This window comes from Loigolactobacillus backii, assembly GCF_003946275.1.
Taxonomy (GTDB): Bacteria; Bacillota; Bacilli; order Lactobacillales; family Lactobacillaceae; genus Loigolactobacillus; species Loigolactobacillus backii.
The window spans coordinates 1-22,963 of the sequence record NZ_RHNQ01000033.1; the positions used below are offsets into that span (position 1 = coordinate 1).

Consider the following 22,963-nt stretch of genomic DNA (forward strand, 5'->3'; position numbering starts at 1 on the left):
ATGTAAAAGACAAACCGATTTCTCAATTTCGAGAAGCCGGTTTGCCTTTTTTAAACGGTCGATTATTTACTGCTTACTCTCAAATCACAATTTATATAGATCTAGACCTGCAGACATCAAATAAAAGTCACTCAATACTGTCCCGTGCTTTCTCAAAATTATTTAATGAACTGAACTCATAATAAAACCCACTAAATTGAAAATCTCAATTTAGTGGGTTTTATTATGTTATTTTTTTAAAAAAGTTTTATTTTGTAGCCTGCCTTGCGAGAATATCATCAGTGATGTCCTGCAGCGTAATTTCATTCATCCGTTGAAAGGCAGATTCCTCGATATCCGCGTAGTACATATTTAGCGTGTCCTGAATATTCCCGCCAACAATACACTGTGGGTTAGTCTTGGGATCGATGTGTAACAGATCATGATCCATATTGATTGCCTGGTAGACGCTCAAAATAGAAATCTTGTTTGGCATGACATTAAGTGTAGTGGTGGCACTCCCCGGTTGGGTATTAATTAATCCCGCTTTCCTTAAATCTGACATTAAGTTACGGACAACACTAGCATTGGCTTCAATACTTGCGGCAATCGCTTTACTTGAAAGATCGCCATCCTTATAAATAATGAGATAAGCCAGAATATGAATTGCATCACTCAACTTGTGCGAGTACTTCATCAAATTACACCTAATTTCGACTAAGAATTTCGTTGATTGCCTTTGGTAAAGCAGTCAAATCATGCCCAAGAACAGTTTCTAAATCAGTTGAATCCTCACTCAATGAGCCATCATTAATTGGTTCCTGAAAGGAGGTGAAAAGGGCCGCGGTATTCTGATCCAAACCTGCTGCCACTAAGCCGGCCTGATATTCCGTTGCAGACACTTGCTTAACCGTAAAATCATTACCAGTGGCCTGTTTTAGGCCGTCCCCTAAGTCTGCGTAAGAACGTGCTGGACCAGCAAGTTCATAAATCTTCTTGGGATTGCTTAATGTTAACACTTTGACGGCCGCTTCCGCAAATTCACGTTCCAGTGCCCAGCCAGTCTTACCAGCCGCCCAGTATGAAGCTGGTTGATTGGCAGCACCATTCTGTAAGAAACCGACTTCGTTTTCTAGATACCAGTTATTCCGCAAAAATGAATGAGCGACACCAGTATCTTCAATTGCGCTCTCGGTAATTTTATGGTCATCGGCCAAAGCACTAGTCGAATTTTGCGCATTAGGAAAACTTGTGTAGGCAACAAATTTAACTTGAGCAGCTGCTAATGCCTTAACCACATTTTTGTGTTGATCAGCCCGCGTAACGGCGCCACCTGGTTGTGACGAAATAAAGAGAAGGCGATCCACACCCTGCAGCGCAGTTTCCATTGAAGCCTCATCATTATAGTCACCTTGCCGAATTTCAACACCTTGTGGTAGTAATTCTTTGGCCTTAGCAACATTCCGGGCAATTGCGATAACCTCACTATTATCAGTAAGTTTTAAAAGTTCCTTAACAGCGATCTGACCAAAGTTACCAGTTGTAGCAGTAATAGCATATTTCATAAATATAAACACTCCTTAGAATTTGATTGTTGTTTTATTATCAACATGTTCATAATAGCACGTGTTGTTTTAAAGTCAACAGGAATAACCAAATTTTTTTATTTAATAAATCCACCGATTAAATCTTGGATAACTAAATCTTCCCGATAATTGCTATTTTTATACCGAGAATGGGACAAGTTGAAAGGCCGCCTTGTCCTCACAACTACAATTTTTCATTAACTGCCACATTCGACAGGCCAAACGACCACCCCTTTCAGGACAAAAGAAAGAAACCGCGTTCCCTTAACCCAAGTTTGGACTAAGGGACGCAGCCTTTACACTTGTGTTACTACCCTCAATTGTACATCTTGCCAGTACACCATCTTTGATTGAATCCCCGGCAAAGTAACGCTTGCCAACGGATAATCAGCGCTAACCCATTATCAGCTTGGAGTTCATCTTCACAATTAGCTCTACTGAACTTTTCACCAATTCCGCTCGCTCTAAAAATAGATTTAATTGTTACTCTTCTCGTCATTACATAATTTTTTAATTATATTCTAATTTATGTTCCTCAATATGCATCAACCTCTAATTTAGGTCAAGGACTTTTTAAATATCTTTTTGAACGTTATTTCTCCAAAATTTATTTCATAATAAGCAAAATTTTATATACTGTAACTGCTTGACTTACAGTTTAAAAGAGCTACAATAAGTTTGTCAAATAAATCACATGGAGGAATTCAAATGGCAAAGAACTTTGATTTTTTGATGCCAAGCGTTAACTTTTTTGGCCCTGGTGTTATCGAAAAAATTGGTGATCGTGTTAACGCGCTTAACATGAAAAAGCCTTTAATTATAACGGATAAGTTTCTAGAGCACGCTGAAAATGGGCCAGTTGTTCAGACCCTTGATTCATTAAATAAGGCCAACGTAAACTACACTATTTATGATGGTGTTGAACCTAATCCAAAGATTCACAATATTAAGGCCGCTAAGAAACTATTTCAAGAAAATGATTGCGATAGTATCATTACAATTGGTGGTGGCTCGGCCCACGATACCGGCAAAGGTGCTGGTATCATTCTGACGAACGGTGATGACATTACTAAGTTAGCTGGTATTGAAACGTTGAAGAACGCTCTACCGCCATTGATCGCAGTAAATACAACTGCCGGTACTGGTTCCGAATTGACCCGCCACTGTGTTATCACTAATCAAGAAACACATTTGAAATTTGTCATCGTTTCGTGGCGTAATGTTCCGTTGGTTTCGTTTAATGATCCAATGCTTCAATTGAATGTGCCGGCCTCATTGACTGCCGCAACTGGAATGGATGCTTTTGTCCAGGCTATTGAACCGTTCGTTTCAACCAACCACAATGCAATTACTGATGGTTTGTGCCTACAAGCTATTAAATTAATTGAGGGCAGTTTACGTGAAGCTGTCGCAAATGGGCATAACGTCAAGGCACGAACTGACATGGTACAGGCAGAAATGTTGGCTGGTATGGCCTTCAATAACGCTGACCTTGGTTACGTACACGCAATGGCACATCAATTAGGCGGCCAATATGACGCGCCCCACGGTGTCTGCTGTGCACTACTTCTCCCAACTGTTGAAAAATACAATATTGTTGCTTGTCCAGAACGCTTTGCCGAATTAGCCAAAGCAATGGGAGAAAATACAACTGGCCTTTCAACTCGCGACGCGGCCGAGCTTTCCATCAAGGCTATGCGGCAAATGTCTCAGGATGTCGGTATTCCAAGCAGCATCAAGGCCATTGGTGCTAAGCCAGCGGACTTCGAACTTATGGCGACGAATGCCCTGAAAGATGGCAATGCCTTTTCAAATCCACGCAAAGGCACCAAAGACGATATCGTTAAATTATTCCAAGAAGCCTACAATCAAAAGTAAGCTCAATGTTAATGACCAAATAAAGCGTAGTTATGGCAAGAGTGAAATCTGGCATAACTACGCTTTATTTTTTAAGTAGCTCAGAATAACTGCGCCTAAATTTCAAACAAGCAGTTGACCTTTGATCACCGTTCCATTAGAATGATTAAAAAATAATGAGAGATGATTAGATGTCAGTTGAAAGTGTTCGCAGATACCTTAACCAGTTTGGGGCCAGCAATCGAATCATTGAATTACAGGAATCTAGTGCAACCGTGGCACTGGCCGCTCACGCCTTACATACTCAGCCAGAACGAATTGCTAAATCTTTAACTTTTTTAGTTTCGAAACGGCCAATTCTCATTGTACTGGCTGGTGACGCCCGGATTGCCAACCCAAAATTTAAGCGTCAATTTCAGGTTAAGGCCCACATGTTACCGCGAGATCAAGTAGAAGGCCTAATTGGTCAACCAGTTGGCGGCGTTTGTCCTTTTGCCCTCAAGGCGGGCGTGGCCGTTTACCTTGATCAATCATTACGCCAATTCACCAGTGTCTTTCCGGCGGCCGGGAGTCCAAATAGTGCCATTGAAGTAACCCTGCCTGAATTAGAACAATATTCCCACGCACTTGGCTGGGTAGATATCGCCAAAGAACCAGCAGCGTAACGCACTCCAAGAAAAAAGGCATCGGCTAAAAATTAAATTTCACCTTACGCCTGAACCCAATCACTAAATTAATTTCAATAAATCACTAGGTTGTTTTAGCTGGTATTCCGCCGCTTTTAAACGTTCTGGTTGCGTGGCTCCCCACAGTGCCGCGCCACTTTTAGCCTTTGCGGCCTGAGCAGCCTGAACATCGAATTCACTATCACCAATATAAATAGTTTCCGCGGGTTTGGCAGCAATCTTTGTCATCCCTTTTTCAATTGGATCAGGATATGGTTTATGGCGGGTGGTTTCCTCACAGGTTACGGCCGCATCAAAATACTTTAAAATTGCAAACTTGCCACCTAAATGACTGCTTAATTCTTCTTTAGATTTTGAAGTTGCAATCACTAATTTAATTCCAGGCGTTGCCGCCAATTTGGCCAAAACTTGCTCTATTTCTGGATATAATTTGATTTTGGCAGTATTTTGGGCAGATAATTTTGCCCACTGATCGTAAATCGGTTGCCGATCCTGCTCGCTAACGCCAATTAACGGCAAGGCCTCCCAACCGTTCATTCCAAAATAATCAGTCAGCCCCGCATAGTCGCGCTGGTAACCATAATCCGCCAGCGTTGCCCTTAAGGCTGGAATATACATATCAATGGTATCAATCAAAGTCCCATCTACGTCAAAAATAAAATTTTTCATTAACTTACTCCATTCCATCTTGGTTTGTACTATCAGCATAGCATAACCAGCTGACGGAATGGAATCGTTTTCTAGGGTACATTTAAATTTTTGAACAACCTAAGTTAATTTCGTTACCGAATACTTATAAAATGGCCTCAAACCACAATCTTGCTTAGGTCATATTTGAAAAATACTTTTATTAGTGTTTGCCTGACCAAACACACCCGCTATAATTTCGAAATTAATTTAATTGCTTCCTGAAGTGCGGCATCGTTTTTGTCGTCGATTTTTTCGGTTAAATTCTCCGTGACTACTAAATTCATGATTCGTTTCACGCTTGATTCTACGGCCGCTAACTGCGTCATAATATCACCACAATCACGCTGCTGTTCAACCATTTTTTGAATACCTCTTAATTGTCCTTCTGCTCGCTTAAGTCGATTAAGAATTTTCGGATCACTCATTTTTTGCTTTCCTCCTATAGTTTCAGTATTTCAACTTAAGAAACTTTTTTAATGGTTCTTAACTAATTCAGCCACCTGTTGTCGTAAATAATCAATTAATTTATTCGCGTTTTCGCGAAAATTTGCTTCAAAAGTATCGCTGGGTGTTTTAATAATGCCGATAACTTCATCAGCCGATAAAATAACAATTTCATAATTAGCCACTTGCCATTTTGCCGTCCAATACGGTCCCTCTAGCGCCTCATCTAAATGGAATTGGCTAATTGCTAGAATACTGTCTTGAATAACTGAGCTTTCACTTTTAGATTCACCTGCGCCTTGGTACCACTGCAATTTCTCCGCAACCTCGGCCATGTTCATGGGAATAAGATCATACATTTTGCCACCTCCATTGTTAATCGACCGCATACAGCCAAAAAGCCTGATTATTTACTTTGATAATCAGGCCTTTAATCAACATAACATATTTATTTAGGGAGTGTTTAAAAAAGCATTCAGGTTCTACTGCGCAATTACGAATTATTATTAGCTTCCCTGCCGCTGTCGCTTGGCCTAAGATAGCTTTAGAAAGATTCCTGCATCCAACAGATCTTGAACAAACTGTGGCGCGGTCTCCGTCCGATTCCAATCACGCTGTAATTCACAGGCCAATTGGGCATTACTAGTTGGCTGGGCGCCAGCACTTTCAATTCGGCGTAACGCCGCCTCATGGGCAACAAGTGACGTTCCACCAATTGAATCAACCACTGGGAAAACAGCGTAACCTTCTCGTAGGGCATCTAACGTTGGAAAAGTGAGGCAGGCCTCCGTCCAAAGTGCCGCAATAATTAATTTTTTTCGGCCAGTTGCTTTAACCGCAGCGTTGAACTCTTGATCCTCCCACGCATTAATTGTCGTCCGATCATAGGACTTTACACCAGGTAATAGTTCTTTAATCCGGGGAATTGTCTCCTTATTCCGCCCCGTTTGCACGTTGACCGTCGATAAAATAACGGGAATTTTATACGTTTGAATAATTTTTACGGTACTAATAATATTTTCAATTAATTGCGCACGTTGCATCGAGTTGATTGAATTAATTTGCGTTGGTTGATAATCAATTAATAAAAAGGCGGCATTTTCTGGCGTCAATAATTCATCTGCTAATGGATCCCTTCTCTGTTCACTAGTCATGATTGATAACTCCTTTTTAAATTAACTTAACCTTGCAGTTGCTTAATTTGTTCCAACTTACCCAACAACTCATCCTTCGCCTGACGATAAGCGGATAACTGTCCAGCATATTTCTCGTTAAACGCCGCGGGACCATTGGCCGCAAATTCATAATCAAATTTATAAACTTGGTCGTAGGCCGCCGTAAAGGCCACCAATAACGGGTGCTGATCACCAGCAAGCTGCAACGCCATTTGAATTACCCGAAAGTCAGTGTAAGCAAGCTCAAATTGAACCGCAAATGCCCGGATAAATGGGTGTTGTGCTTCAATGTGGGCGTAGTGATGTTCTACTGTCCAACTTAGCCGATTAATTGAATCAATTACATCTAACATGGTAGGCCCCCTTTAAAGTGTTTGAAAAAACGCGTGGATTCTACTCCGCAATTGCGAATTATTACTAGCTTCGCTGACGATGTCGATCGGACTAAGATGGCCCGAAGTCCGAATCGCAGCCTAACTCCTAATAATCCGGATACTTCTGCAACTGCTACTCCCGCAACTCTAGCGTATCAGTTTTTAGCAGCCTAAGAAATCGGTTTCATTATACGACAACCAACTAGCTTTAGAATAGTATTTTGCCTCGGTATTTTTAATTTAAAATAGCCTTGATTAATCACCAAACGGGTAATTAATCAAGGCTATTATTCTGTGTTTATTCAGCGTGACCCAGCGTTTCTAAATAATTCGCAAATGATTCTTGTTCATTAATTGAGCCAGCTAATTTATGTTCATACCAATTAACTTTATCATCGAGAATTTGTAAGTTGTGCTGGATTTCAGCGTAACGCTTTAAAAAACGCTGCTGAACGTTTTGAAGTAATTCTAAGCGCTGTGGAATCGTCTGATCACCGGCTTTACGCCAAGCAACGTACTGTTTTAGTTCGCCAATTGTCATCCCGGTGCCTAACAGATGGCGCAAAAATTTGATCCAACTTAAATCCAATTTCGTATAGTAACGTAACCCGTTAGTAGTTCGCTGCGGCTGAATGAGTCCTTCTTTTTCGTAAAAGCGCAAAGTTGGACTGGAAAGCCCACTCAATTGCGTAAAGTCCCCAATTCGGTAGTGCTGCTCTTGCGTTGCTGAATTATCCGCCATTGAACTTACCTCCTAGCAAAATTGTCCGACCGACTTAAAGTTACTTTAAGTATAACATGACGTGTAAAATAGAAATTGACGCTTGTCCGGCCAACGTTTTAATCAGTCCAAATTTCTTTCGCACGGTTAAACGCTGACCAAGCTTTTGGCCAACCGGCATAAAAGGCCAAGTGCGTAATTTCAGCAACAATTTCTTCTTTAGTAATGCCATTTTTCTTACCAATTCGTAAATGGGCCTCTAGTTGCTCAGTGGCACCGGCCGAAATAAGGCTGGCAATGGTAATCATTGAGCGATCGTGAAGCGATAAGGCATCTTCTTTACTCCAAACTTCGCCAAATAAAACATCGTCATTTAAAGCGGCAAATTGTGGCGCAAATTCACCTAAATTATCGCGTCCTGCTGTTTGTTTTTCTGCCATTATTTTTCAACCTCCAATTGATTATATTCTGCATCAGAAACTGGTTCCAACCACTCTGGCGTTCCAGCCGTAATCGCAATGTGCTCAAACCAGCTATCTTTCGTTGCACCGTGCCAATGTTTAACCCCATCATGAGTAACGACAACGTCACCAGGAACCAAGTGCCGTGCTGGCTTACCAGCCTCTTGATACCAGCCTTCGCCACCAGTGACTAACAAGAGTTGGAAACCATCGTGATGAATATGCCAATTATTGCGGCACCCAGGTTCAAAAGTAACGTTGCCAACATTGACGTTAACTACTGGATCATTAACTAGACCTTGCAAATAGCTTTGGCCAATAAAATATTTTTGGAAGGCCTCATTTTTAGCACCGACCGGGAAAATTACACCATTTTTAACTGCTTCATTTTTTGTCATAACTAAACTCCTTTTAGCTTATCTTAACTATACATATGTTTAAACAGCCAGAATGCAAACACCGTTTTAACACTCTACGCCTGTTTCGTTGGGTAAATTGTAAATTCGTTTACATTAACTTCTTCTGGTTGATCAATTGCAAAGTTAACCACCCGGGCAATCGCAATCGGATCAATCCCAACTGCCTTATAAAATTGATCCATGTCCTTCTTGGCAGTTTTATCAGTAATGGTACGCAATAATTCCGTGTTAATCGCGGCCGGATAAAGACTTACCGTTCGAATATTGGTTCCTTCACTAGCACTTTCAGTTCGAATTACTTCCATTAGATTACGAACGGCAAACTTAGTTGCGCCATAAACGCCGGCGCCAGGAAAACTTTTTATCCCGGCAACTGAAGATGTCGTGATAATTTGCCCCGATTTTTGTTTCGTAAAATCTGGCATAACGGCCGCAACTCCGTTTAAAACACCCTTTAAATTAATATCAATCATGTCGTTCCATTCTTTGGTATGCAGCGCACTAATGGGCGAAGTCGGCATGATACCAGCGTTATTGAAAATAACATCAATGCCTCCAAATTCAGTTTTGGCCAAATCAACTAAGGCCTGAACTTGTTCTGGTTTAGTTACGTCGGTCACACTGTAAGTTGCTTGACCGCCAGCTTCCTGAATGGTTTTAACAATCTCCTGCAGCCGATTTTCCCGCCGTGCTCCCAGCACGACCCTGGCACCATTTTGCGCCAATAATTTTGCGGTAGCTTCACCAATCCCTGAGGAGGCCCCGGTGATCACAACTACCTTATTTTTAACTGTCATTTAAAAAACTCCTTTATTTGTTTTTTATAATCTTTTTTGATTCAAACCGTAATTTATCTCAGTTTGCCCAACAACATTAGCGTGGCCTGTAGTATCTGGCCGTTATTAGTGTAAATTATTTTTAAAATCCACTTCCAATTAACTTCATTCAACCATTTTGAATGAAAACTTTAATCATTTGTTTCACTTAAAATATGATTGCCACGCTGCACTAGTACATTGGTCGATCGCCATCGGTTCCTGGTTGATCAATACCTAAACTACTATAACTATGTTTTTCTGGTTGCTTCACAATTCTAACAATTAGGTCAGCGATACTCTTTCGCGAAATAATCGTTCCTTTAAATGGTGTGCCTTTTTCGGTTAATTCATAATTAATCACATCATCATTGGACATGTAAGCCGCCCGAATTAAGGTGTAGTTCAGGGAGGATTGCTCGATGATTGCGGCGGCACGACGGGTATCATCCATTATCGGCGCGCCAATTGACTCCTCAACCCAGCGGCCAAATTCGCCGGGGACTTCATGGTACAAGCCTAAACCAGTCACGTAAATTAAGCGTTTAACACCAGTTTGGGTCATCGCCGTCACAATACTTTTTGCCATTGGTTCAAACTGACCACCTAAATTGGCGTAAACAATATCTTGGTTGGCCATTGCCTGTGTTAATTTTGCAGTATCGTTAACGTCACCCTCAATTAACGTTTCTCGTTTTGAATCAAACTCCTGCATACGTTTGGCGTTACGTAAATAAAGCGTTAATTGCGCGTCGGTTTCTGCCAATAGCCGCTGCCGAACCAACCGCGCAATCTGCCCGTGGGCGCCTAAAATTAAAATCTTCTGCATTACCTGACTTCCTTTCCTCAATAACTTTCATAAAGTAACTTACACCTTAAAGTGCACTTTAAGTCAACAATAAAATTAAATTAATTTTATTGATTGGTCATTCGTTTCAAAATCAACTGTGCCGATGATCGCTACCTTGATCAGTACAAACTTGTTTTTTATGTACGTTTGTCACCTCAAATAAGAGCCACGGACAATCGTAATGTCCTGCGGAACAAACTCAATTACGATTCACGGCCAAAAGAAATAGTGCTGGTTTAGTTTAATCCACTAATTGTGCTTAATCGTAGCCGCCTGCGATTGACTGTTAGGCATTCCGCGTTAAGGTCGCCATTGCTGCTAGGTATGACTTAGTGCAACGTCACTAGTTTAGTAAGCACATTTTGCCGCAGCATTGTATTTGGATTTAACCCTAATTCACCATTCGGTACCGCGCAGCCTAATCGCGCGTAGTAATCACGCCAAAATGGTAAAATGGCCTGCCGTTCCTGATCCATAAAATTCATTGGTTCTAACTTAAAAAGCTGCTGCCCTTTAAAAGCATAGTAAATAAAATCAGCACAATAATAACCGTCTGCAGTTGGTACATAGCTCGCGTTATAAGGTTGGTTCAGCAGCTTTTTGGCCTGTTTAATAACTAAATTTTGATCAACCGGCTGTTTAGCACGATACAAATCAATTTTGGCGTAGTGCCGTTTTTGAAACTCCGCGTAGATTTCACGAATGCTGCCGGTTGTTGGCAAAGTATGGAGCACAAAAATTTCATTAGCGGCAGTCACTTCAACTAAGGCCACGTGGTCATACGCTGAACTGTCGGCGTTATCCCTAGTACTGTCAACAATTGCCGTAGAAAATTTGTCCGGCCGACTTTGAATCAATAGAAGATCAGCACTTTTTAACATATCTGCCACTTCACTTTCAAATTTTTAATTATTTAATCCTAGTGCATCGTAGCGATCCTCTTTAAAACTACTAGCTAGTTTTAAGAACGCAAAAACTTAACTGGAACAAGAAAAAACAGATTAGATTCCATTCCGGGGCGCGAGGGCGGAACGCGTGCGACTTAGGCTTGCCGGACCTCTGCTTAGTCCAATCGACAACGGGAAACAAGTCCTGTTTAGCAAATATGTTCTAGTAATTAATATTTGCTAAAATTAGTTGTTAAGAACGAGCGACAGTGGCGGATTGACGAGCTAACTTTTACCAGATAAAGGCAAAGAAATACGCCGTTACTACCACCATCATTTAACTTAATTATCAACTACAATAATATGTTAATAAGATAACGAACTAAAACTTGATTTTGTCAAGTTATAATTCGAATAAATTAGTAAAAACAGTTCAAATATTGTGCTATAATCTATTTATTCCTTAAATAACGAACTTTGGAGGTAACAATGGATAACCACAACGCTAATTTGGATCAACCTGAGCTTTCGGTTCCAAAAACGATTTTATTAGGCTTACAACATTTACTTGCCATGTACGCAGGCGACATTCTAATTCCGTTGTTAGTTGGCGCGGCATTGCACTTTTCACCGGCGCAAATGACCTACCTTGTTTCAACCGACATCTTCATGTGTGGCGTTGCGACACTACTTCAAATTAGGCGGACACCCTGGACGGGGATTGCGCTACCAGTAGTTCTCGGTTCTGCCGTCGAGTACCTGACGCCAATGATCAACGTTGGTAATCACCTCGGCTGGGCCTATATGTACGGTGGTATCATTTCGGCCGGTATTTTTATCTTTCTGATTAGTGGTTTGTTTGCCAACTTACGGCGCTTTTTTCCACCAGTCGTTACTGGCTCCTTAATCACTCTGATTGGCTTCACTTTAATTCCCGTTGCCTTTCAAAATTTAGGCGGCGGCGATTCAACCGCCAAAAATTTTGGTGCACCAATTAACTTGATTCTTGGCTTTACAACAGCACTTATTACTATTCTTATCAATATTTATGGCCGTGGTTTCTTGAAACGAGTTTCCGTCCTCGTTGGGATCGTGGCGGGCACTCTGTTAGCAATGTTGGCCGGCCAACTTAATTTTGCAACCGTTGGCCAGGCTCATTGGGTTCAAATACCGCACTTATTCTACTTTGCAGCACCTAAGTTTGAGTGGTCTTCAATTTTAACCATGCTCCTGGCCGCAGTTGCCTGTATGATTGAATCCACCGGCGTTTATTTCGCCTTGGCTGATATCACTAAACGTGAGTTAACTAAAGACGATCTGAAACGTGGTTACCGTTCCGAAGGGATTGCCGCTATTTTAGGCGGATTATTCAATACCTTTCCTTACTCAACTTTCTCACAGAACGTTGGGATCGTTCAACTATCCGGCATTAAAAAATTACGTCCAATTTACTATTCGGCTGTCATGTTGCTCATCATTGGCCTCATCCCTAAATTTGGAGCGATTGCAACTTTGATTCCAACCTCAGTTTTAGGTGGCTCGATGTTAGTCATGTTCGGCATGGTTGGCTCCGAAGGCATTAAAATGTTGGCAAAGGTTCCGATGACAACGGATAATTTACTGATCATGGCAATCTCAATTGGCCTAGGCCTAGGTGTTACCACCCAGCCTGCTTTATTCCAACACTTACCAGAAACTATCCAAACAATTTTAAGCAACGGTATGGTCGTTGGGAGTACTGCGGCTTTAGTCCTAAATATTTTACTTAACCACGGTAAAAATGACGAACCACAGCACGACTAATTCAAAATTAACTTAATGAAAAAACGTGTTTGCTAAGACAAGCGAAAGTTGCCTTAGCAAACACGTTTTTAATTTGTCAAAAATAATTCATTTTCCCCTGACCCTAGCGACCTTCTCGTAATTTAAACTTTCGGTACTAAAAACCGGTATAACTTTAGCGCCTGCTCTTTGGGTAATTTTTCCGGAGCCTGACTGATTTGAAAAGCGAACTTGAGAATGGCCGCGCCTAGATAATCAGCAATAAAATTACGGTTAACCTCATCAAAATCGCGTAAGATCAAAATCCGAATAATTGCACCGGACACAATTTTCTGACCACTTTTTTCAGTCCCACTCCACTGCATTAACTGCAACAAATCTAAATTAGCGTAAATCGTGTCCACAACAACGCCACTACCACTGTCATAATTCAATACTTGCAGCCCATCAATCTTCTTTTCAAATTGCGTAATCATGATTAACAATTGAATGGCGATAATATCTTGAATATTCTGGTGGTGCCGGTAAAAAGTGGCCCGGGAAACCTTGGCCGTTTGACACAATTGTTTAACCTGAATTTTTTTAAAAGCAATACCTTCAACGTAGTAATTTTTTAAGGCTTGATAGAGTTTAATCTGCGTATTATTAGCCCGCCGATCGATTTTAGGTTGTTCAACTAAATAATTTTTGGCCATGTTTTAGTATGAGACTTTATGTGCTATCTGTCTCACATTTTCCTTTCACTTTATTTTAGGACTTACTATAATGGGGCCATAACCTAGAACCTTTGAAAAAGCGTTCAGGTTAAGGCTATTTTTCCTGCATTTTTTGTCTAAGCCTGTTTTTTAAACACTCTCTATCTTACTAGGTGCTTCAATAAAATGCTAACCAAGCGTTTTAATTTGAAAGGAGCTTCACTAATGAAAATTATTACAGTTGAAGAACACTTTGAATCAGAATTAATTACCCAAAAAATCAATCAAGTGACCGGTAAAGGCGCACTACCGCCACTTTCATCAGGGATGCTGGAGTACATGAAGACCTCTTTGCCAACAGCGGAGATGATGCAGAGCATTACCGGAACCCGGTTAGATTTCATGGATCAAAACGGAATTGCCATGCAGGTTCTTTCTTACGGCAATTCTTCTCCTCAAAATTTGGCCCCAGAAATTGCAATTGACCTCTGTAAAGAAGCCAATGATAAATTGGCCAAAGAAATTCAAAAACAACCTGATCGTTTTGCGGCGTTTGCTGTTCTGCCAGTTGGTGATCCAACTGCCGCCGCCCAGGAATTAAAACGCGCTGTTGAACAACTGAATTTTAAAGGTGCCTTATTAAAGGGCAATTACCAAGGTCAGTTTTTTGACGATCCATTTTTCTTTCCAATTTTCAAAATGGCTAGTGATCTAGATGTCCCAATTTACATGCACCCTTCTTTTATCCCTAGCGAAATCAACGATCACTATTTTAAGAGTCCTAACTGGTCCGATACAGTCAACGGTATCCTTTCGTCCGCCGGCTATGGTTGGCACATGGACGTTGGGATTCAAGTCATTCGGATGATTGTTTCTGGTATTTTTGATAAACTACCAAACTTAAAACTAATTTCTGGTCACTGGGGTGAAATGGTACCGATGTTCCTGGAACGGCTAGATGACGAACTCGATGATTATTCTGGTTTAAAGGAATCATTTTCAACTTACTACCGCAACAACGTTTACCTAACCCCCAGTGGGATGTTGTTTGAACCACAATTAAAATTCATTTTAGATGAAATGGGTCCTGAGCATTTACTCTATTCAATTGATTATCCCTACAAACATCCCGCCAACAGTCAAACCTTCTTGACTGAAGGCAACTTACCTGCACAAACTAAGGAATTAATTGCTCACGGTAACGCCGAACGACTTTTGCATCTGTAAGCCTTGTTGGTGTAAAAATAGGCTATAAAATATCAAAACAATAAGCGGCCAGGAAAAAATCCTGGCCGCTTATTGTTTTCGAACGTTACTCTAGAGAGGCTGGAACAAACGTCCTAGCCTTTTATTTTTTCCGAACGCCACTCTAGAACGTGCACCAAAAATCTGAATTTACGTGCCTAACTACAGCTATTGCCGAATAAAAACAACCGCCATCGCTGATTTTTTGGCCGCTTTATAGCGGTAGTTTAGACGCTTTAACAAGTACTCTTTCTCCCAAGTAACCGAAAAGTGACTCATCAGCCAAAAATTAAATAGTTGAATCAAATTAGCTGAACCCCGAAAACCAATTTCAACCCAGGCGTCATCAGTAACCACATTGCCAACTTGGTTGAGGTACCCTCGCGAAACAGCAAGTGTTGCTCGTTTTTCTTTCAAAGCCGTTTTTAAGGTAGCATTATCAGCAATCAGCATATTTATTTCCCCCTTGGATTATTTAACTTACTCCTTAACTATTAACAATTTAGAAAGTGTTTGAAAAACTACATTTTTAAATACGTTGACATCAACTTAATCAAAGAAAGGCCAACAACAGGCTTTCCAAACACTCCTGCGGCCCTCAACTTATTTTTTCAGTAAAAGCCCAATCAATGTTGGCAATAAGTAGATAATAAATAAGATTCCAGAATACCAACGGGCCAATTTGACCTGTTTAACTAAATAACTAAAGAAATTGTAAATCAAATAAGCGAGTACGGCCGAACCGACAACGGCCAGCAAAAAGTTAGTCATTTGGTTAGGCTCCCCACCAATAATAACCATCAGTAATAGACTCAATAAACTACTAACAACGGTACTAATGCAGGTTGCTAAGTAAAGACTACGTTTCACCAACGTTTTGTCCGCTGCATCCTGATTTAGAATACTGCGCAAAATAAGGTAAATAAAATAATTAACGTAAACACCAATAAAAAGGCCTGTGGCGACTCCGATAAAGGCCCCACCGAAACTAATCCAGTGAACCAGCATCGGTGTTCCAGCTGCCGCCAACGCCTTTGGTGGGTAAATAAAGGCGGTGAAAACTGCCGCAACGCTAGCTGCAATAAAATACAGAACTACCCACATTCGCGTATCCCACGCACTAACAGATTTAACCCATTTTTTCATAATTAACTCCTCCAAATTAACGAATAATTTCAATCAAATCCTTGCGTGCAGCTGCGTTAGCCGGCATCACGCCAAAGATCAACCCAACTGCCGTTGAAACGCCAAAGGCTAACGCAAAGGCGCCAAAACTAAAACTAGCCTGAAACGGCATCATTGGCAGTGCACTGATCGCTACCGCCAATAAAACCCCTAGGCCATAGCCAATCAGTCCGCCAAAAATAGTTAACGTGGCGCTTTCTAGTAAAAATTGCAAACGAATATCGTGCTGCCGTGCGCCCATTGCCCGACGGATACCAATCTCTGTCGTTCGTTCGGCCACCGAAATATACATCATATTCATGACGCCAATTCCGGCAATAAAAAGTGAAATTCCCGCAACGGCCGTGATAAAGTAAGTAATTACACTTAGAATTTTACCAAAAGTGTCTGCTTCCGCCGCCGGATCGGCGCTTTGATATTCCCCTTGATTACGCATACTCCCCTGGGCCTTCAAAACGTTAATTACGCGGCGGTTAACCGTACTCGCCTTGGCGCCTTTGCGTAGAGATAGAACTAATAAATCGCCACTTGCGGTATTCTGGGTAAATTTTTGGTGAACTTTTTTCGGAATCGTAATGTTGGCCGGCATCGTTCCATTTACGGCATCGGAAAAATTAACGCTGCTGGAAACGGCCGAGCGGACACCTACAATTTCGTACAATTGATTATCTATTGGAACACCATGATGCAAGGCATTAGCGGCCCCGCCGTAAAGACTTTTGGCCAGACTAGCATCAATCACCGCCACTTGATTACCAATCGCGTTATCAGTTGCCGTTAGCCGTCGTCCAGCGATCACCGAACTACTGGCGTGACTGGTATAGTGAACGAGGACATTTTTACTTTTGGTTTTGACGGGCAAAGCAATTTGATTATAATCTGAGTCTTCACTAGTTTGCCGAACCTTAGCGATGCCAGCAACTTGCCGGACCAACATCAGATCACGGTCGTTATAAGAATCGGCACTACTATTAGCAGTTTCGTTAGGTGAATACACAATCTGCGTTTCCACCTTTCCCGCCTTATTATTGGTAATACTCTTAGTAACCCAGTTGGAAAAGCCATCACCAATGGCCAAAATTGTAACAACTGAGGCAATCCCAATAATAATTCCCAACATTGTCAAAATACTGCGGCGCTTATTTTTTAAAATCGAACGCAGTGCCGTTGACCAGATTTCAGAGAAGCGCACGGTGTTTCACCTCCTCATCAGCGATGATCGCACCGTCCAAAAGCTTAATTAAACGCTCACCATACTGGGATACCTGTGGATCGTGGGTGACTAATACAATCGTGGTCTGTTCAGTCCGATTAAGTTCCTTAAAAATCTGCATGATTTCGCTAGACGTTTTAGAATCCAGCGCGCCAGTTGGCTCATCGGCAATAATAAACTTTGGCCGGTGAACCAGCGCTCGGGCAATCGCCACCCGCTGCTGTTGACCACCCGAAAGCTCATTAGGAATTTTTTGACTACTGTTAGGTAATCCAACTCGTTCCAAGGCCTGTTCAACAATCGGCTTGGCCTTTTTCTTCGTCATTCCACCGTAAAGTAATGGTAATTCAACGTTTTCTAAAATAGTGTTGTTGCCAATCAACTTGAAATTTTGAAAAACAAAACCAACACTTTGATTCCGAATGTGTGCTAATGCACTGTCGCTAGCAGTTTGGTAGGATTGGCCATTAAACTTGTAACTTCCTAGATAACTCCGATCAATAAAACCAATAAGGTTAATCAACGAAGTTTTACCGGCGCCTGATGGTCCCATAATCGTTAGAAACTCACCAGCCGCAATCTTTAAATTAATGTCTTGTAGCACTTGAAATTTATTTTCACCATTCTGGTAATATTTATTGACGGCGGTAAGCTCAATCAGCATGGGTGGCCACCTCTTGTCCCGATTTGAGTTGGTGCTTGCTGGCGTTAGCGATTAAAACTGCTTTTGGTGCGACGCCAGACATTAATTGCCAGTAACCTGCTACCTTTTTCACAGTCACCTCTGTTTTGTAAACCTTATGTTTGCGCACAACGTAGACATAGTGCCGGCCAGCCTTCGTTACTAAACTAGTTGCCGGTAAATGAATCGTAGTTTGTGGCACCCGAATCTGAACGTTAAAGCCATTCGTGAGTTGCTTGGCCATTTTAACCTTAAATTGATAGGTTGCCGCTTCATTTTCGGCTGCTTGACCACTACTGGTGGCCGTCTGATTAGCCGCAGATTGTGGTGTCTGGTCAATGGTAACAATATTACCGCTCAAACGCTGATTGCTGCTGACTGGCAACACAGTCACCCGCATGCGCGGCCGTAATTTGGCGTAATCATATTCAGTGACTTGACCATCAATAATTTGGCCATCACTGATAATTTGCATGCTAGGTGTGCCTGTCTTATCAGTTGCACTATCATCCAGAACCACGGTTCCCGCGATTTTGGCAGTCACAACTGGATCGACTTTACCCTGCAAATTGGCCAGACTCGTATTAGTTTGTCGCAATGCTAGTTGATCACTGGCCAATTGGTTTTTAGCCTGCTGAACACTGTCTGCCGCAACTCCTTGATCAGTTTCGTCGTCAGTCGAACCCACATCAACAGTTGTAGTCGGCTGCTTTTGGAGCGCCGTAACAGCCTGATTATCATTCTGAATTGCTAACGCCGTTTTCTCCTTTGTTTGTTCGGCATCATGGAACGTCATTAAGACGCTGCCTGGATCAACGTGTTCACCATTTTTGACGTTCACCTGCGTTAAAGTTCCCGTACTACTAACTCCAGGTTGAACGTCAACGGTGTTTTTGGCCGCAACCTTCCCTTTTAACAATAAAGCACTGTCCACCTTAACTGTGTAAGTTTGGTACACTTTCTTGGCACTTTGGCGTTGGTGGTGTGCGCGAGCAATCCCAATACCGCCGATCACCACCACTAGCCCAATAACAATGGCGCCTACAACCCAACGTCTTTTCACAAAATTTTTCATTAAATAACCTCCACTTCAGATTATCGCAAATCATTTGTAAAACTGATAGTAAGATAAGAAATACATTGGTTGACCATTAAAATTGGATTGCAGTTTAGGTCAGTAACTAAAAATATGTGACTTATTTAATTAATCCGGCATTATTAACTCGCTATTGAACACAATCACCGCAGTAAGATAATTATTTACACAAAAAAACAGAATTCCCTTAGAAATAGGAATTCTGTTTTTACAATTCTCAATTACGCCGTAGAATCTAATCACTTTTTTAAATAAAAGTTAAAATCTCCATCAAAATTGGTACCACAATCACGAATAAAACGGTACTTGTCGTCACAACATTCGTGGCGTACTCAACATCACCGTGGGACTGGCCAACTAAGATTGGTAAAACGGCCAGGCCTGGTGTTGCTGATTGAATAATCAACGTATTTTGTTCCAGGTTGGGAATATTCGTGCCGCCGTGTTTAAAGATCAGCATAATGCCGATCATAATTGCCGGAGCAACAATGAAGCGACCCACTAACGCCCAAATCGTATCACGGTCAAAATGAATTGATTTCAACCCGGCGTCCGCCAAGACAATCCCAATGTAGATCAAAGACATTGGCGTCACGATGCCACCAACCATGGATAACGTGTTGCTGGCAAACGTTGGTAATGGTAGTCCTAACAATAACCAAATTAAGGCAACGATAAAACCAATCAGTGGTGCTGGTAACAATTTTTTCCAATTAAAGGCTTGTTTCTCAGCTTTATCACGGGTTGGATCATCATTGGAAATGAAGAAAACACCCACTGCCCAGGTCGAGATTGTGTTCATCACGTAGTAAATCAGAAAATACGAGATACTAACTTGGCCAAACAATGCCAGGTTCAATGGCAAGCCAATGAAAATCGTATTGGCGTTGACGAACATATTAATAAACGTCCCCCGCCGACCCTTGCGCACGTGTAAAACCTTGGTTAATAACCAGGCAATAATGTAGCCCGACACAAAACTAATTAAAACGTAAACCAACCCACCTGACAGACTGGCCAGCTTGCTACGCGTCAAATTATTTAATACTGAAACAAAAATTGAAGCCGGTAAAGCAACATTCATAATTAAGAATGAAATGCTCCCCTTAAAATGGTCATCAAATTTTTTGGTTCGCCGCAGATAATACCCTAATGCAATGACCAAAATAATTTCCCCAACGCTACTTAGCGAGGTTAAAAATGCAGTCACAAGTTTGTGCCCCTTTCTCTTTTTAAACGGTGTGTTCTAAAGGTGCTGAATTTCCACAATGACGAGCTGGCTCGCAGATCGAAACAGTTTTAGTGAAAGAAGCCATCCTTCAGAACACTGTCATACCGTTAATTTAATGCCGTATATTTTGGTTCCCATTTTTCAGCTAAAACAGCCTGACGGACATTTTCGATCTTCTCTTTAGTAATACCTTGATCAACCGCACTTTGCGCCACAGCCTCAGCAACAGTTTGTGAAAATTGGTTTAACTTCGTGACTGGTGGCAGGACGGCTGCACCAGGTTGTTCTGGATCAACGATACCGCCTAAAGAGTGGGCCACGGCCGAAATCATTTGATCGTTTAACACCTTCGCGTGGGCCGCCAATGTGCCTAAGCCGAGACCAGGATAAACTAACGCATTGTTGGCCTGCCCAATGGCGTAGGTTACACCTTGATAATCAACTGGTGCCGCCGGAATGCCAGTAGCAACCAACGCTTTCCCGTCCGTCCAGTTGATCAAATCCGCCGCTTTGGCCTCGGCCAATTTAGTTGGATTAGATAGTGGGAAAATAATTGGCCGTGGCGTATGAGCAGCCATTTCCTTAATGATTGCCTCAGTAAAGGTCCCTGGTTGCGTTGAAGTCCCAACTAAAATTGTTGGGTGAACTGCTTTAACAACAGCCTCTAAAGTTGTTAACTGTTCAGAATGTGCAAACTCCGCCTTTGAACGAGCAAATGGCTTTTGTTCCGGCGTTAATGTTGAATCATCAGCAAAAAGTAGTCCCTGTTTATCAACTAAATAAAAATGTTTCCGGGCCGCTTCTTCACTTAGACCTTGCTGAACGAATTCTTCAAAAATGCGTTGCGTGATCCCTGCACCAGCAGTTCCCGCGCCAAAACTGACGTAAATTTGCTCTGTCATTTTTTGTTTAGAAATATTTAAGGCACCTAATAAGCCAGCCAGTACAATGATTCCAGTTCCTTGAATGTCATCATTAAAAGTTGTCATCTGATTTTTATACTTATTCAAGATTTTGGCGGCATTAATCCGACCAAAATCCTCAAAATGAAGGTAAAGATCAGGGAAAAGTTCAGTCACCGTTTGTACAAATTGATCAACAAATTGGTCGTAACGCGCGCCACGAATTCGTGCGTGGTGATTTCCTAAATATTGCGGATCATCCAGTAACTGCTGGCGATTTGTTCCGGTATCAAGAACCGCTGGCATAACTTCACTTGGATCAATTCCCGCCGCAGCCGTGTAAACCATCAATTTACCCACGGCAATATCAACCCCTTGTGTCCCCCAATCACCAATGCCAAGAATTCCTTCAGCATCAGTCACAACAACTAAACGAATGTGGCGGCCACCAGCAGCATTCTTCAAAGTTGTTGCCATACTGGCTGGATCGTCAATCGATAAAAAGGCAGCGTTTTGGGGATCAACGAATAACTCACTGTAATGTTCAATTGTGTCGGCGATTGTCGGATCGTAAACAACTGGCATAAATTCCGCAACGTGTTGGGAAAATAATTTATAGAAAAGAACGCGGTTTTCGTTAAAAATACTCATTAAGAAAAGTCGTTTCTCTAGTGCCGATGGTTTGGCCTGGTACTGCGCATAGGTCTGGGCCACTTGCTGGTCCAACGTTTGAACTGTTGGTGGCAATAAACCAATAAGCCCAAGTTGCTGCCGCTCCTCGCTAGTAAAAGCCGTTCCCTTATTTAAAAAAGGATCATTTAAAATCTGCTGTGCTGCTAATTTCATATTGAAACTTCCTTTCAATTTTAATTTTGCTATTTCATACTTCAAAAGATCGACTAGCTTAAAAATTGATTATCTTTTCAAGCACATTTATCTTGATCAAATTTAACTGACATCAGTAGTTTAACGCCCAGCAAAAAAGATAGTCAACTGGCCTAGCTGTGATAAACTATATTAATATGAGAGGAAGAGATCTATGAATACGCGGGATTTAGAATACTTTGCAGCGTTGGCCCAACAGCGCAATTTCACCCTAGTAGCCAAAAAATTTCAGGTCACGCAACCGACAATTACACTGGCCATTAAGCGTCTAGAAAATCAGACCAATCAACAGCTAGTCATTCGTGATCAGTCCCACCATTCAATTGCGCTAACTGCGGCGGGACACATTTTTGCGAACCACATTGCCGTTATTTTGAATGAACTAGCGCAAACTAAACAAGATCTGGCCGCGATCCAGCCAACTAAGATTCGCTTTGGTTTGCCACCCATTATTGGCATTAACTATTTCCCCCAATTTACACCGGCTTTGGCCGCCGCCAACTTACTGACGAGCATCACCACAACGGAAGGTGGCTCGGCAGATTTACTGGAAAAATTAAAGCGTGGCGACATCGATATTGCCCTACTTGGAAGCATCGATCCCATCGATCACCCGGGAATCACCGCCAAACTATTGGCCCGCCAACCTTTTGAAATTATTGCTCCGGGTAATTCTCATTGGGCCGCGCAAACGCCAATTTACTTTAAAGATGTTGCCCGGGAACCTTTTATTATGTTGGCCTCCGGTTTCGTGCACCCGCAAGCCTTCGCCCGTCTCGCAGAGGCCAGCCAAACGAGCCCAGAGATTGTCTACCACACCGGCGACATCAATTTAATCAAGAATATGGTTCAACAAGGTGTCGGCCTAGGCTTTTTGGCACAAACAGCAATGCATAAAAATGATAATTTGCTGGCTATTACTTTGGCTGATGCCGATCAACCCCACTTTAATATTTACGTTGCCTACCGCGCCAACCAAGTATTGACGCCGGAAAAACAGCGTGTTATTGAAATTCTGAGTGGTCAAAGGACCAATTAACGGTGAATAGACCGCAAAAATCTCCCGGCGCCCTATTTAATTTTGGTGCGTGCTTTAAATTACC

27 protein-coding genes are annotated in these 22,963 nt (G+C 41.9%); 6 read left to right on the top strand and 21 right to left on the bottom strand.

Annotation, left to right across the window (positions count from 1 at the left end; all coding sequences use genetic code 11):
* A partial coding sequence (locus EKM61_RS12200) for a hypothetical protein (protein WP_225417798.1) occupies nucleotides 1–182 on the top strand: 182 nt, incomplete at its 5' end.
* A 65-nt stretch (nucleotides 183–247) separates the two neighbouring features.
* Here the strand turns inward: EKM61_RS12200 and EKM61_RS07100 are convergent.
* Both EKM61_RS07100 and EKM61_RS07105 read right to left on the bottom strand, forming a co-directional pair.
* Nucleotides 248–676 (bottom strand): Rrf2 family transcriptional regulator, encoded by a 429-nt coding sequence (locus EKM61_RS07100; protein ID WP_068222560.1) that lies wholly within the window; start codon nucleotides 674–676, stop codon nucleotides 248–250.
* A 10-nt stretch (nucleotides 677–686) separates the two neighbouring features.
* Nucleotides 687–1,544: an SDR family oxidoreductase gene (locus EKM61_RS07105; RefSeq protein ID WP_068222558.1), complete on the bottom strand. Its 858-nt coding sequence runs from the start codon at nucleotides 1,542–1,544 to the stop codon at nucleotides 687–689.
* A gap of 729 nt (nucleotides 1,545–2,273) precedes the next feature.
* Between EKM61_RS07105 and EKM61_RS07110 the strand changes: the two genes are divergently transcribed.
* Together EKM61_RS07110 and EKM61_RS07115 are read left to right on the top strand one after the other, a co-directional pair.
* Nucleotides 2,274–3,443: an iron-containing alcohol dehydrogenase gene (locus EKM61_RS07110; RefSeq protein WP_068222555.1), complete on the top strand. Its 1,170-nt coding sequence runs from the start codon at nucleotides 2,274–2,276 to the stop codon at nucleotides 3,441–3,443.
* A gap of 170 nt (nucleotides 3,444–3,613) precedes the next feature.
* On the top strand, nucleotides 3,614–4,087 hold the full coding sequence (locus EKM61_RS07115; RefSeq protein ID WP_068222552.1) for a YbaK/EbsC family protein: 474 nt from the start codon (nucleotides 3,614–3,616) through the stop codon (nucleotides 4,085–4,087).
* A 63-nt stretch (nucleotides 4,088–4,150) separates the two neighbouring features.
* Here EKM61_RS07115 and EKM61_RS07120 read toward each other — a convergent pair whose 3' ends face one another.
* From EKM61_RS07120 to EKM61_RS07170, 11 genes are all read right to left on the bottom strand, one after another.
* On the bottom strand, nucleotides 4,151–4,777 hold the full coding sequence (locus EKM61_RS07120) for an HAD family hydrolase (protein WP_158234208.1): 627 nt from the start codon (nucleotides 4,775–4,777) through the stop codon (nucleotides 4,151–4,153).
* Between the two features lie 209 nt (nucleotides 4,778–4,986).
* Nucleotides 4,987–5,223, bottom strand: a complete 237-nt coding sequence (locus EKM61_RS07125) for a metal-sensing transcriptional repressor (RefSeq protein WP_068222547.1) — start codon at nucleotides 5,221–5,223, stop codon at nucleotides 4,987–4,989.
* A 48-nt stretch (nucleotides 5,224–5,271) separates the two neighbouring features.
* On the bottom strand, nucleotides 5,272–5,601 hold the full coding sequence (locus tag EKM61_RS07130; protein WP_068222543.1) for a hypothetical protein: 330 nt from the start codon (nucleotides 5,599–5,601) through the stop codon (nucleotides 5,272–5,274).
* 174 nt (nucleotides 5,602–5,775) lie between these two features.
* Entirely contained in the window at nucleotides 5,776–6,396 is a 621-nt protein-coding gene (locus EKM61_RS07135) for a hydrolase (RefSeq protein WP_068222540.1), read from the bottom strand.
* 26 nt (nucleotides 6,397–6,422) lie between these two features.
* On the bottom strand, nucleotides 6,423–6,770 hold the full coding sequence (locus EKM61_RS07140) for a hypothetical protein (RefSeq protein WP_068222537.1): 348 nt from the start codon (nucleotides 6,768–6,770) through the stop codon (nucleotides 6,423–6,425).
* A gap of 319 nt (nucleotides 6,771–7,089) precedes the next feature.
* Nucleotides 7,090–7,533, bottom strand: coding sequence for a MerR family transcriptional regulator (locus tag EKM61_RS07145; protein ID WP_068376564.1), 444 nt, complete (start codon nucleotides 7,531–7,533; stop codon nucleotides 7,090–7,092).
* Nucleotides 7,534–7,631: 98 nt separating this feature from the next.
* A complete protein-coding gene (locus tag EKM61_RS07150; RefSeq protein ID WP_068222531.1) occupies nucleotides 7,632–7,952 on the bottom strand; it encodes a carboxymuconolactone decarboxylase family protein in 321 nt (106 codons plus the stop codon).
* Nucleotides 7,952–8,371, bottom strand: a complete 420-nt coding sequence (locus tag EKM61_RS07155) for a cupin domain-containing protein (protein WP_068222528.1) — start codon at nucleotides 8,369–8,371, stop codon at nucleotides 7,952–7,954. Before EKM61_RS07155 ends, EKM61_RS07150 begins: the two co-directional genes overlap by 1 nt.
* A 74-nt stretch (nucleotides 8,372–8,445) precedes the next feature.
* A complete protein-coding gene (locus tag EKM61_RS07160; protein ID WP_068222524.1) occupies nucleotides 8,446–9,189 on the bottom strand; it encodes an SDR family oxidoreductase in 744 nt (247 codons plus the stop codon).
* A 211-nt stretch (nucleotides 9,190–9,400) separates the two neighbouring features.
* A complete protein-coding gene (locus EKM61_RS07165) occupies nucleotides 9,401–10,036 on the bottom strand; it encodes an NAD(P)H-binding protein (RefSeq protein WP_068222521.1) in 636 nt (211 codons plus the stop codon).
* Nucleotides 10,037–10,386: 350 nt separating this feature from the next.
* A complete protein-coding gene (locus EKM61_RS07170; RefSeq protein WP_068222517.1) occupies nucleotides 10,387–10,938 on the bottom strand; it encodes a YiiX/YebB-like N1pC/P60 family cysteine hydrolase in 552 nt (183 codons plus the stop codon).
* Between the two features lie 495 nt (nucleotides 10,939–11,433).
* Between EKM61_RS07170 and EKM61_RS07175 the strand changes: the two genes are divergently transcribed.
* Nucleotides 11,434–12,747: a nucleobase:cation symporter-2 family protein gene (locus EKM61_RS07175; RefSeq protein WP_068222515.1), complete on the top strand. Its 1,314-nt coding sequence runs from the start codon at nucleotides 11,434–11,436 to the stop codon at nucleotides 12,745–12,747.
* A gap of 122 nt (nucleotides 12,748–12,869) precedes the next feature.
* Here EKM61_RS07175 and EKM61_RS07180 read toward each other — a convergent pair whose 3' ends face one another.
* Nucleotides 12,870–13,421 carry a hypothetical protein gene (locus EKM61_RS07180; RefSeq protein ID WP_068222512.1) on the bottom strand — a complete coding sequence of 184 codons (552 nt, stop codon included), beginning with the start codon at nucleotides 13,419–13,421 and terminating at the stop codon, nucleotides 12,870–12,872.
* A 225-nt stretch (nucleotides 13,422–13,646) separates the two neighbouring features.
* Between EKM61_RS07180 and EKM61_RS07185 the strand changes: the two genes are divergently transcribed.
* On the top strand, nucleotides 13,647–14,648 hold the full coding sequence (locus EKM61_RS07185; RefSeq protein WP_068222509.1) for an amidohydrolase family protein: 1,002 nt from the start codon (nucleotides 13,647–13,649) through the stop codon (nucleotides 14,646–14,648).
* A gap of 186 nt (nucleotides 14,649–14,834) precedes the next feature.
* Here the strand turns inward: EKM61_RS07185 and EKM61_RS07190 are convergent, their stop codons facing one another.
* The 7 genes from EKM61_RS07190 to EKM61_RS07220 form a co-directional block, all read right to left on the bottom strand.
* A complete protein-coding gene (locus EKM61_RS07190) occupies nucleotides 14,835–15,119 on the bottom strand; it encodes a hypothetical protein (RefSeq protein WP_068222506.1) in 285 nt (94 codons plus the stop codon).
* Between the two features lie 150 nt (nucleotides 15,120–15,269).
* On the bottom strand, nucleotides 15,270–15,812 hold the full coding sequence (locus tag EKM61_RS07195; protein ID WP_068222503.1) for a hypothetical protein: 543 nt from the start codon (nucleotides 15,810–15,812) through the stop codon (nucleotides 15,270–15,272).
* 16 nt (nucleotides 15,813–15,828) lie between these two features.
* On the bottom strand, nucleotides 15,829–17,043 hold the full coding sequence (locus EKM61_RS07200; protein WP_068279920.1) for an ABC transporter permease: 1,215 nt from the start codon (nucleotides 17,041–17,043) through the stop codon (nucleotides 15,829–15,831).
* Nucleotides 17,030–17,725 (bottom strand): ABC transporter ATP-binding protein, encoded by a 696-nt coding sequence (locus EKM61_RS07205; RefSeq protein WP_068226176.1) that lies wholly within the window; start codon nucleotides 17,723–17,725, stop codon nucleotides 17,030–17,032. Before EKM61_RS07205 ends, EKM61_RS07200 begins: the two co-directional genes overlap by 14 nt.
* Entirely contained in the window at nucleotides 17,718–18,821 is a 1,104-nt protein-coding gene (locus EKM61_RS07210) for an efflux RND transporter periplasmic adaptor subunit (protein ID WP_068222497.1), read from the bottom strand. The genes EKM61_RS07205 and EKM61_RS07210 overlap by 8 nt, the downstream gene beginning before the upstream one ends.
* A gap of 268 nt (nucleotides 18,822–19,089) precedes the next feature.
* A complete protein-coding gene (locus EKM61_RS07215) occupies nucleotides 19,090–20,052 on the bottom strand; it encodes an AEC family transporter (protein ID WP_068222494.1) in 963 nt (320 codons plus the stop codon).
* 128 nt (nucleotides 20,053–20,180) lie between these two features.
* Nucleotides 20,181–21,839 (bottom strand): malolactic enzyme, encoded by a 1,659-nt coding sequence (locus tag EKM61_RS07220; RefSeq protein ID WP_263850782.1) that lies wholly within the window; start codon nucleotides 21,837–21,839, stop codon nucleotides 20,181–20,183.
* 175 nt (nucleotides 21,840–22,014) lie between these two features.
* On the opposite strand from EKM61_RS07220, the gene EKM61_RS07225 reads away from it, so the two are divergent.
* Complete coding sequence (locus EKM61_RS07225) at nucleotides 22,015–22,899, top strand: LysR family transcriptional regulator (RefSeq protein WP_068222490.1); 885 nt, start codon at nucleotides 22,015–22,017, stop codon at nucleotides 22,897–22,899.
* Nucleotides 22,900–22,963 lie beyond the last annotated feature (64 nt).

What these genes read in the sequence shown, in the direction of transcription:
- EKM61_RS07100 (WP_068222560.1), bottom strand. Translation starts at nt 676, where the DNA reads ATGAAGTACTCGCACAAGTTGAGTGATGCAATTCATATTCTGGCTTAT.
- EKM61_RS07105 (WP_068222558.1), bottom strand. Translation starts at nt 1,544, where the DNA reads ATGAAATATGCTATTACTGCTACAACTGGTAACTTTGGTCAGATCGCT.
- EKM61_RS07110 (WP_068222555.1), top strand. Translation starts at nt 2,274, where the DNA reads ATGGCAAAGAACTTTGATTTTTTGATGCCAAGCGTTAACTTTTTTGGC.
- EKM61_RS07115 (WP_068222552.1), top strand. Translation starts at nt 3,614, where the DNA reads ATGTCAGTTGAAAGTGTTCGCAGATACCTTAACCAGTTTGGGGCCAGC.
- EKM61_RS07120 (WP_158234208.1), bottom strand. Translation starts at nt 4,777, where the DNA reads ATGAAAAATTTTATTTTTGACGTAGATGGGACTTTGATTGATACCATT.
- EKM61_RS07125 (WP_068222547.1), bottom strand. Translation starts at nt 5,223, where the DNA reads ATGAGTGATCCGAAAATTCTTAATCGACTTAAGCGAGCAGAAGGACAA.
- EKM61_RS07130 (WP_068222543.1), bottom strand. Translation starts at nt 5,601, where the DNA reads ATGTATGATCTTATTCCCATGAACATGGCCGAGGTTGCGGAGAAATTG.
- EKM61_RS07135 (WP_068222540.1), bottom strand. Translation starts at nt 6,396, where the DNA reads ATGACTAGTGAACAGAGAAGGGATCCATTAGCAGATGAATTATTGACG.
- EKM61_RS07140 (WP_068222537.1), bottom strand. Translation starts at nt 6,770, where the DNA reads ATGTTAGATGTAATTGATTCAATTAATCGGCTAAGTTGGACAGTAGAA.
- EKM61_RS07145 (WP_068376564.1), bottom strand. Translation starts at nt 7,533, where the DNA reads ATGGCGGATAATTCAGCAACGCAAGAGCAGCACTACCGAATTGGGGAC.
- EKM61_RS07150 (WP_068222531.1), bottom strand. Translation starts at nt 7,952, where the DNA reads ATGGCAGAAAAACAAACAGCAGGACGCGATAATTTAGGTGAATTTGCG.
- EKM61_RS07155 (WP_068222528.1), bottom strand. Translation starts at nt 8,371, where the DNA reads ATGACAAAAAATGAAGCAGTTAAAAATGGTGTAATTTTCCCGGTCGGT.
- EKM61_RS07160 (WP_068222524.1), bottom strand. Translation starts at nt 9,189, where the DNA reads ATGACAGTTAAAAATAAGGTAGTTGTGATCACCGGGGCCTCCTCAGGG.
- EKM61_RS07165 (WP_068222521.1), bottom strand. Translation starts at nt 10,036, where the DNA reads ATGCAGAAGATTTTAATTTTAGGCGCCCACGGGCAGATTGCGCGGTTG.
- EKM61_RS07170 (WP_068222517.1), bottom strand. Translation starts at nt 10,938, where the DNA reads ATGTTAAAAAGTGCTGATCTTCTATTGATTCAAAGTCGGCCGGACAAA.
- EKM61_RS07175 (WP_068222515.1), top strand. Translation starts at nt 11,434, where the DNA reads ATGGATAACCACAACGCTAATTTGGATCAACCTGAGCTTTCGGTTCCA.
- EKM61_RS07180 (WP_068222512.1), bottom strand. Translation starts at nt 13,421, where the DNA reads ATGGCCAAAAATTATTTAGTTGAACAACCTAAAATCGATCGGCGGGCT.
- EKM61_RS07185 (WP_068222509.1), top strand. Translation starts at nt 13,647, where the DNA reads ATGAAAATTATTACAGTTGAAGAACACTTTGAATCAGAATTAATTACC.
- EKM61_RS07190 (WP_068222506.1), bottom strand. Translation starts at nt 15,119, where the DNA reads ATGCTGATTGCTGATAATGCTACCTTAAAAACGGCTTTGAAAGAAAAA.
- EKM61_RS07195 (WP_068222503.1), bottom strand. Translation starts at nt 15,812, where the DNA reads ATGAAAAAATGGGTTAAATCTGTTAGTGCGTGGGATACGCGAATGTGG.
- EKM61_RS07210 (WP_068222497.1), bottom strand. Translation starts at nt 18,821, where the DNA reads ATGAAAAATTTTGTGAAAAGACGTTGGGTTGTAGGCGCCATTGTTATT.
- EKM61_RS07225 (WP_068222490.1), top strand. Translation starts at nt 22,015, where the DNA reads ATGAATACGCGGGATTTAGAATACTTTGCAGCGTTGGCCCAACAGCGC.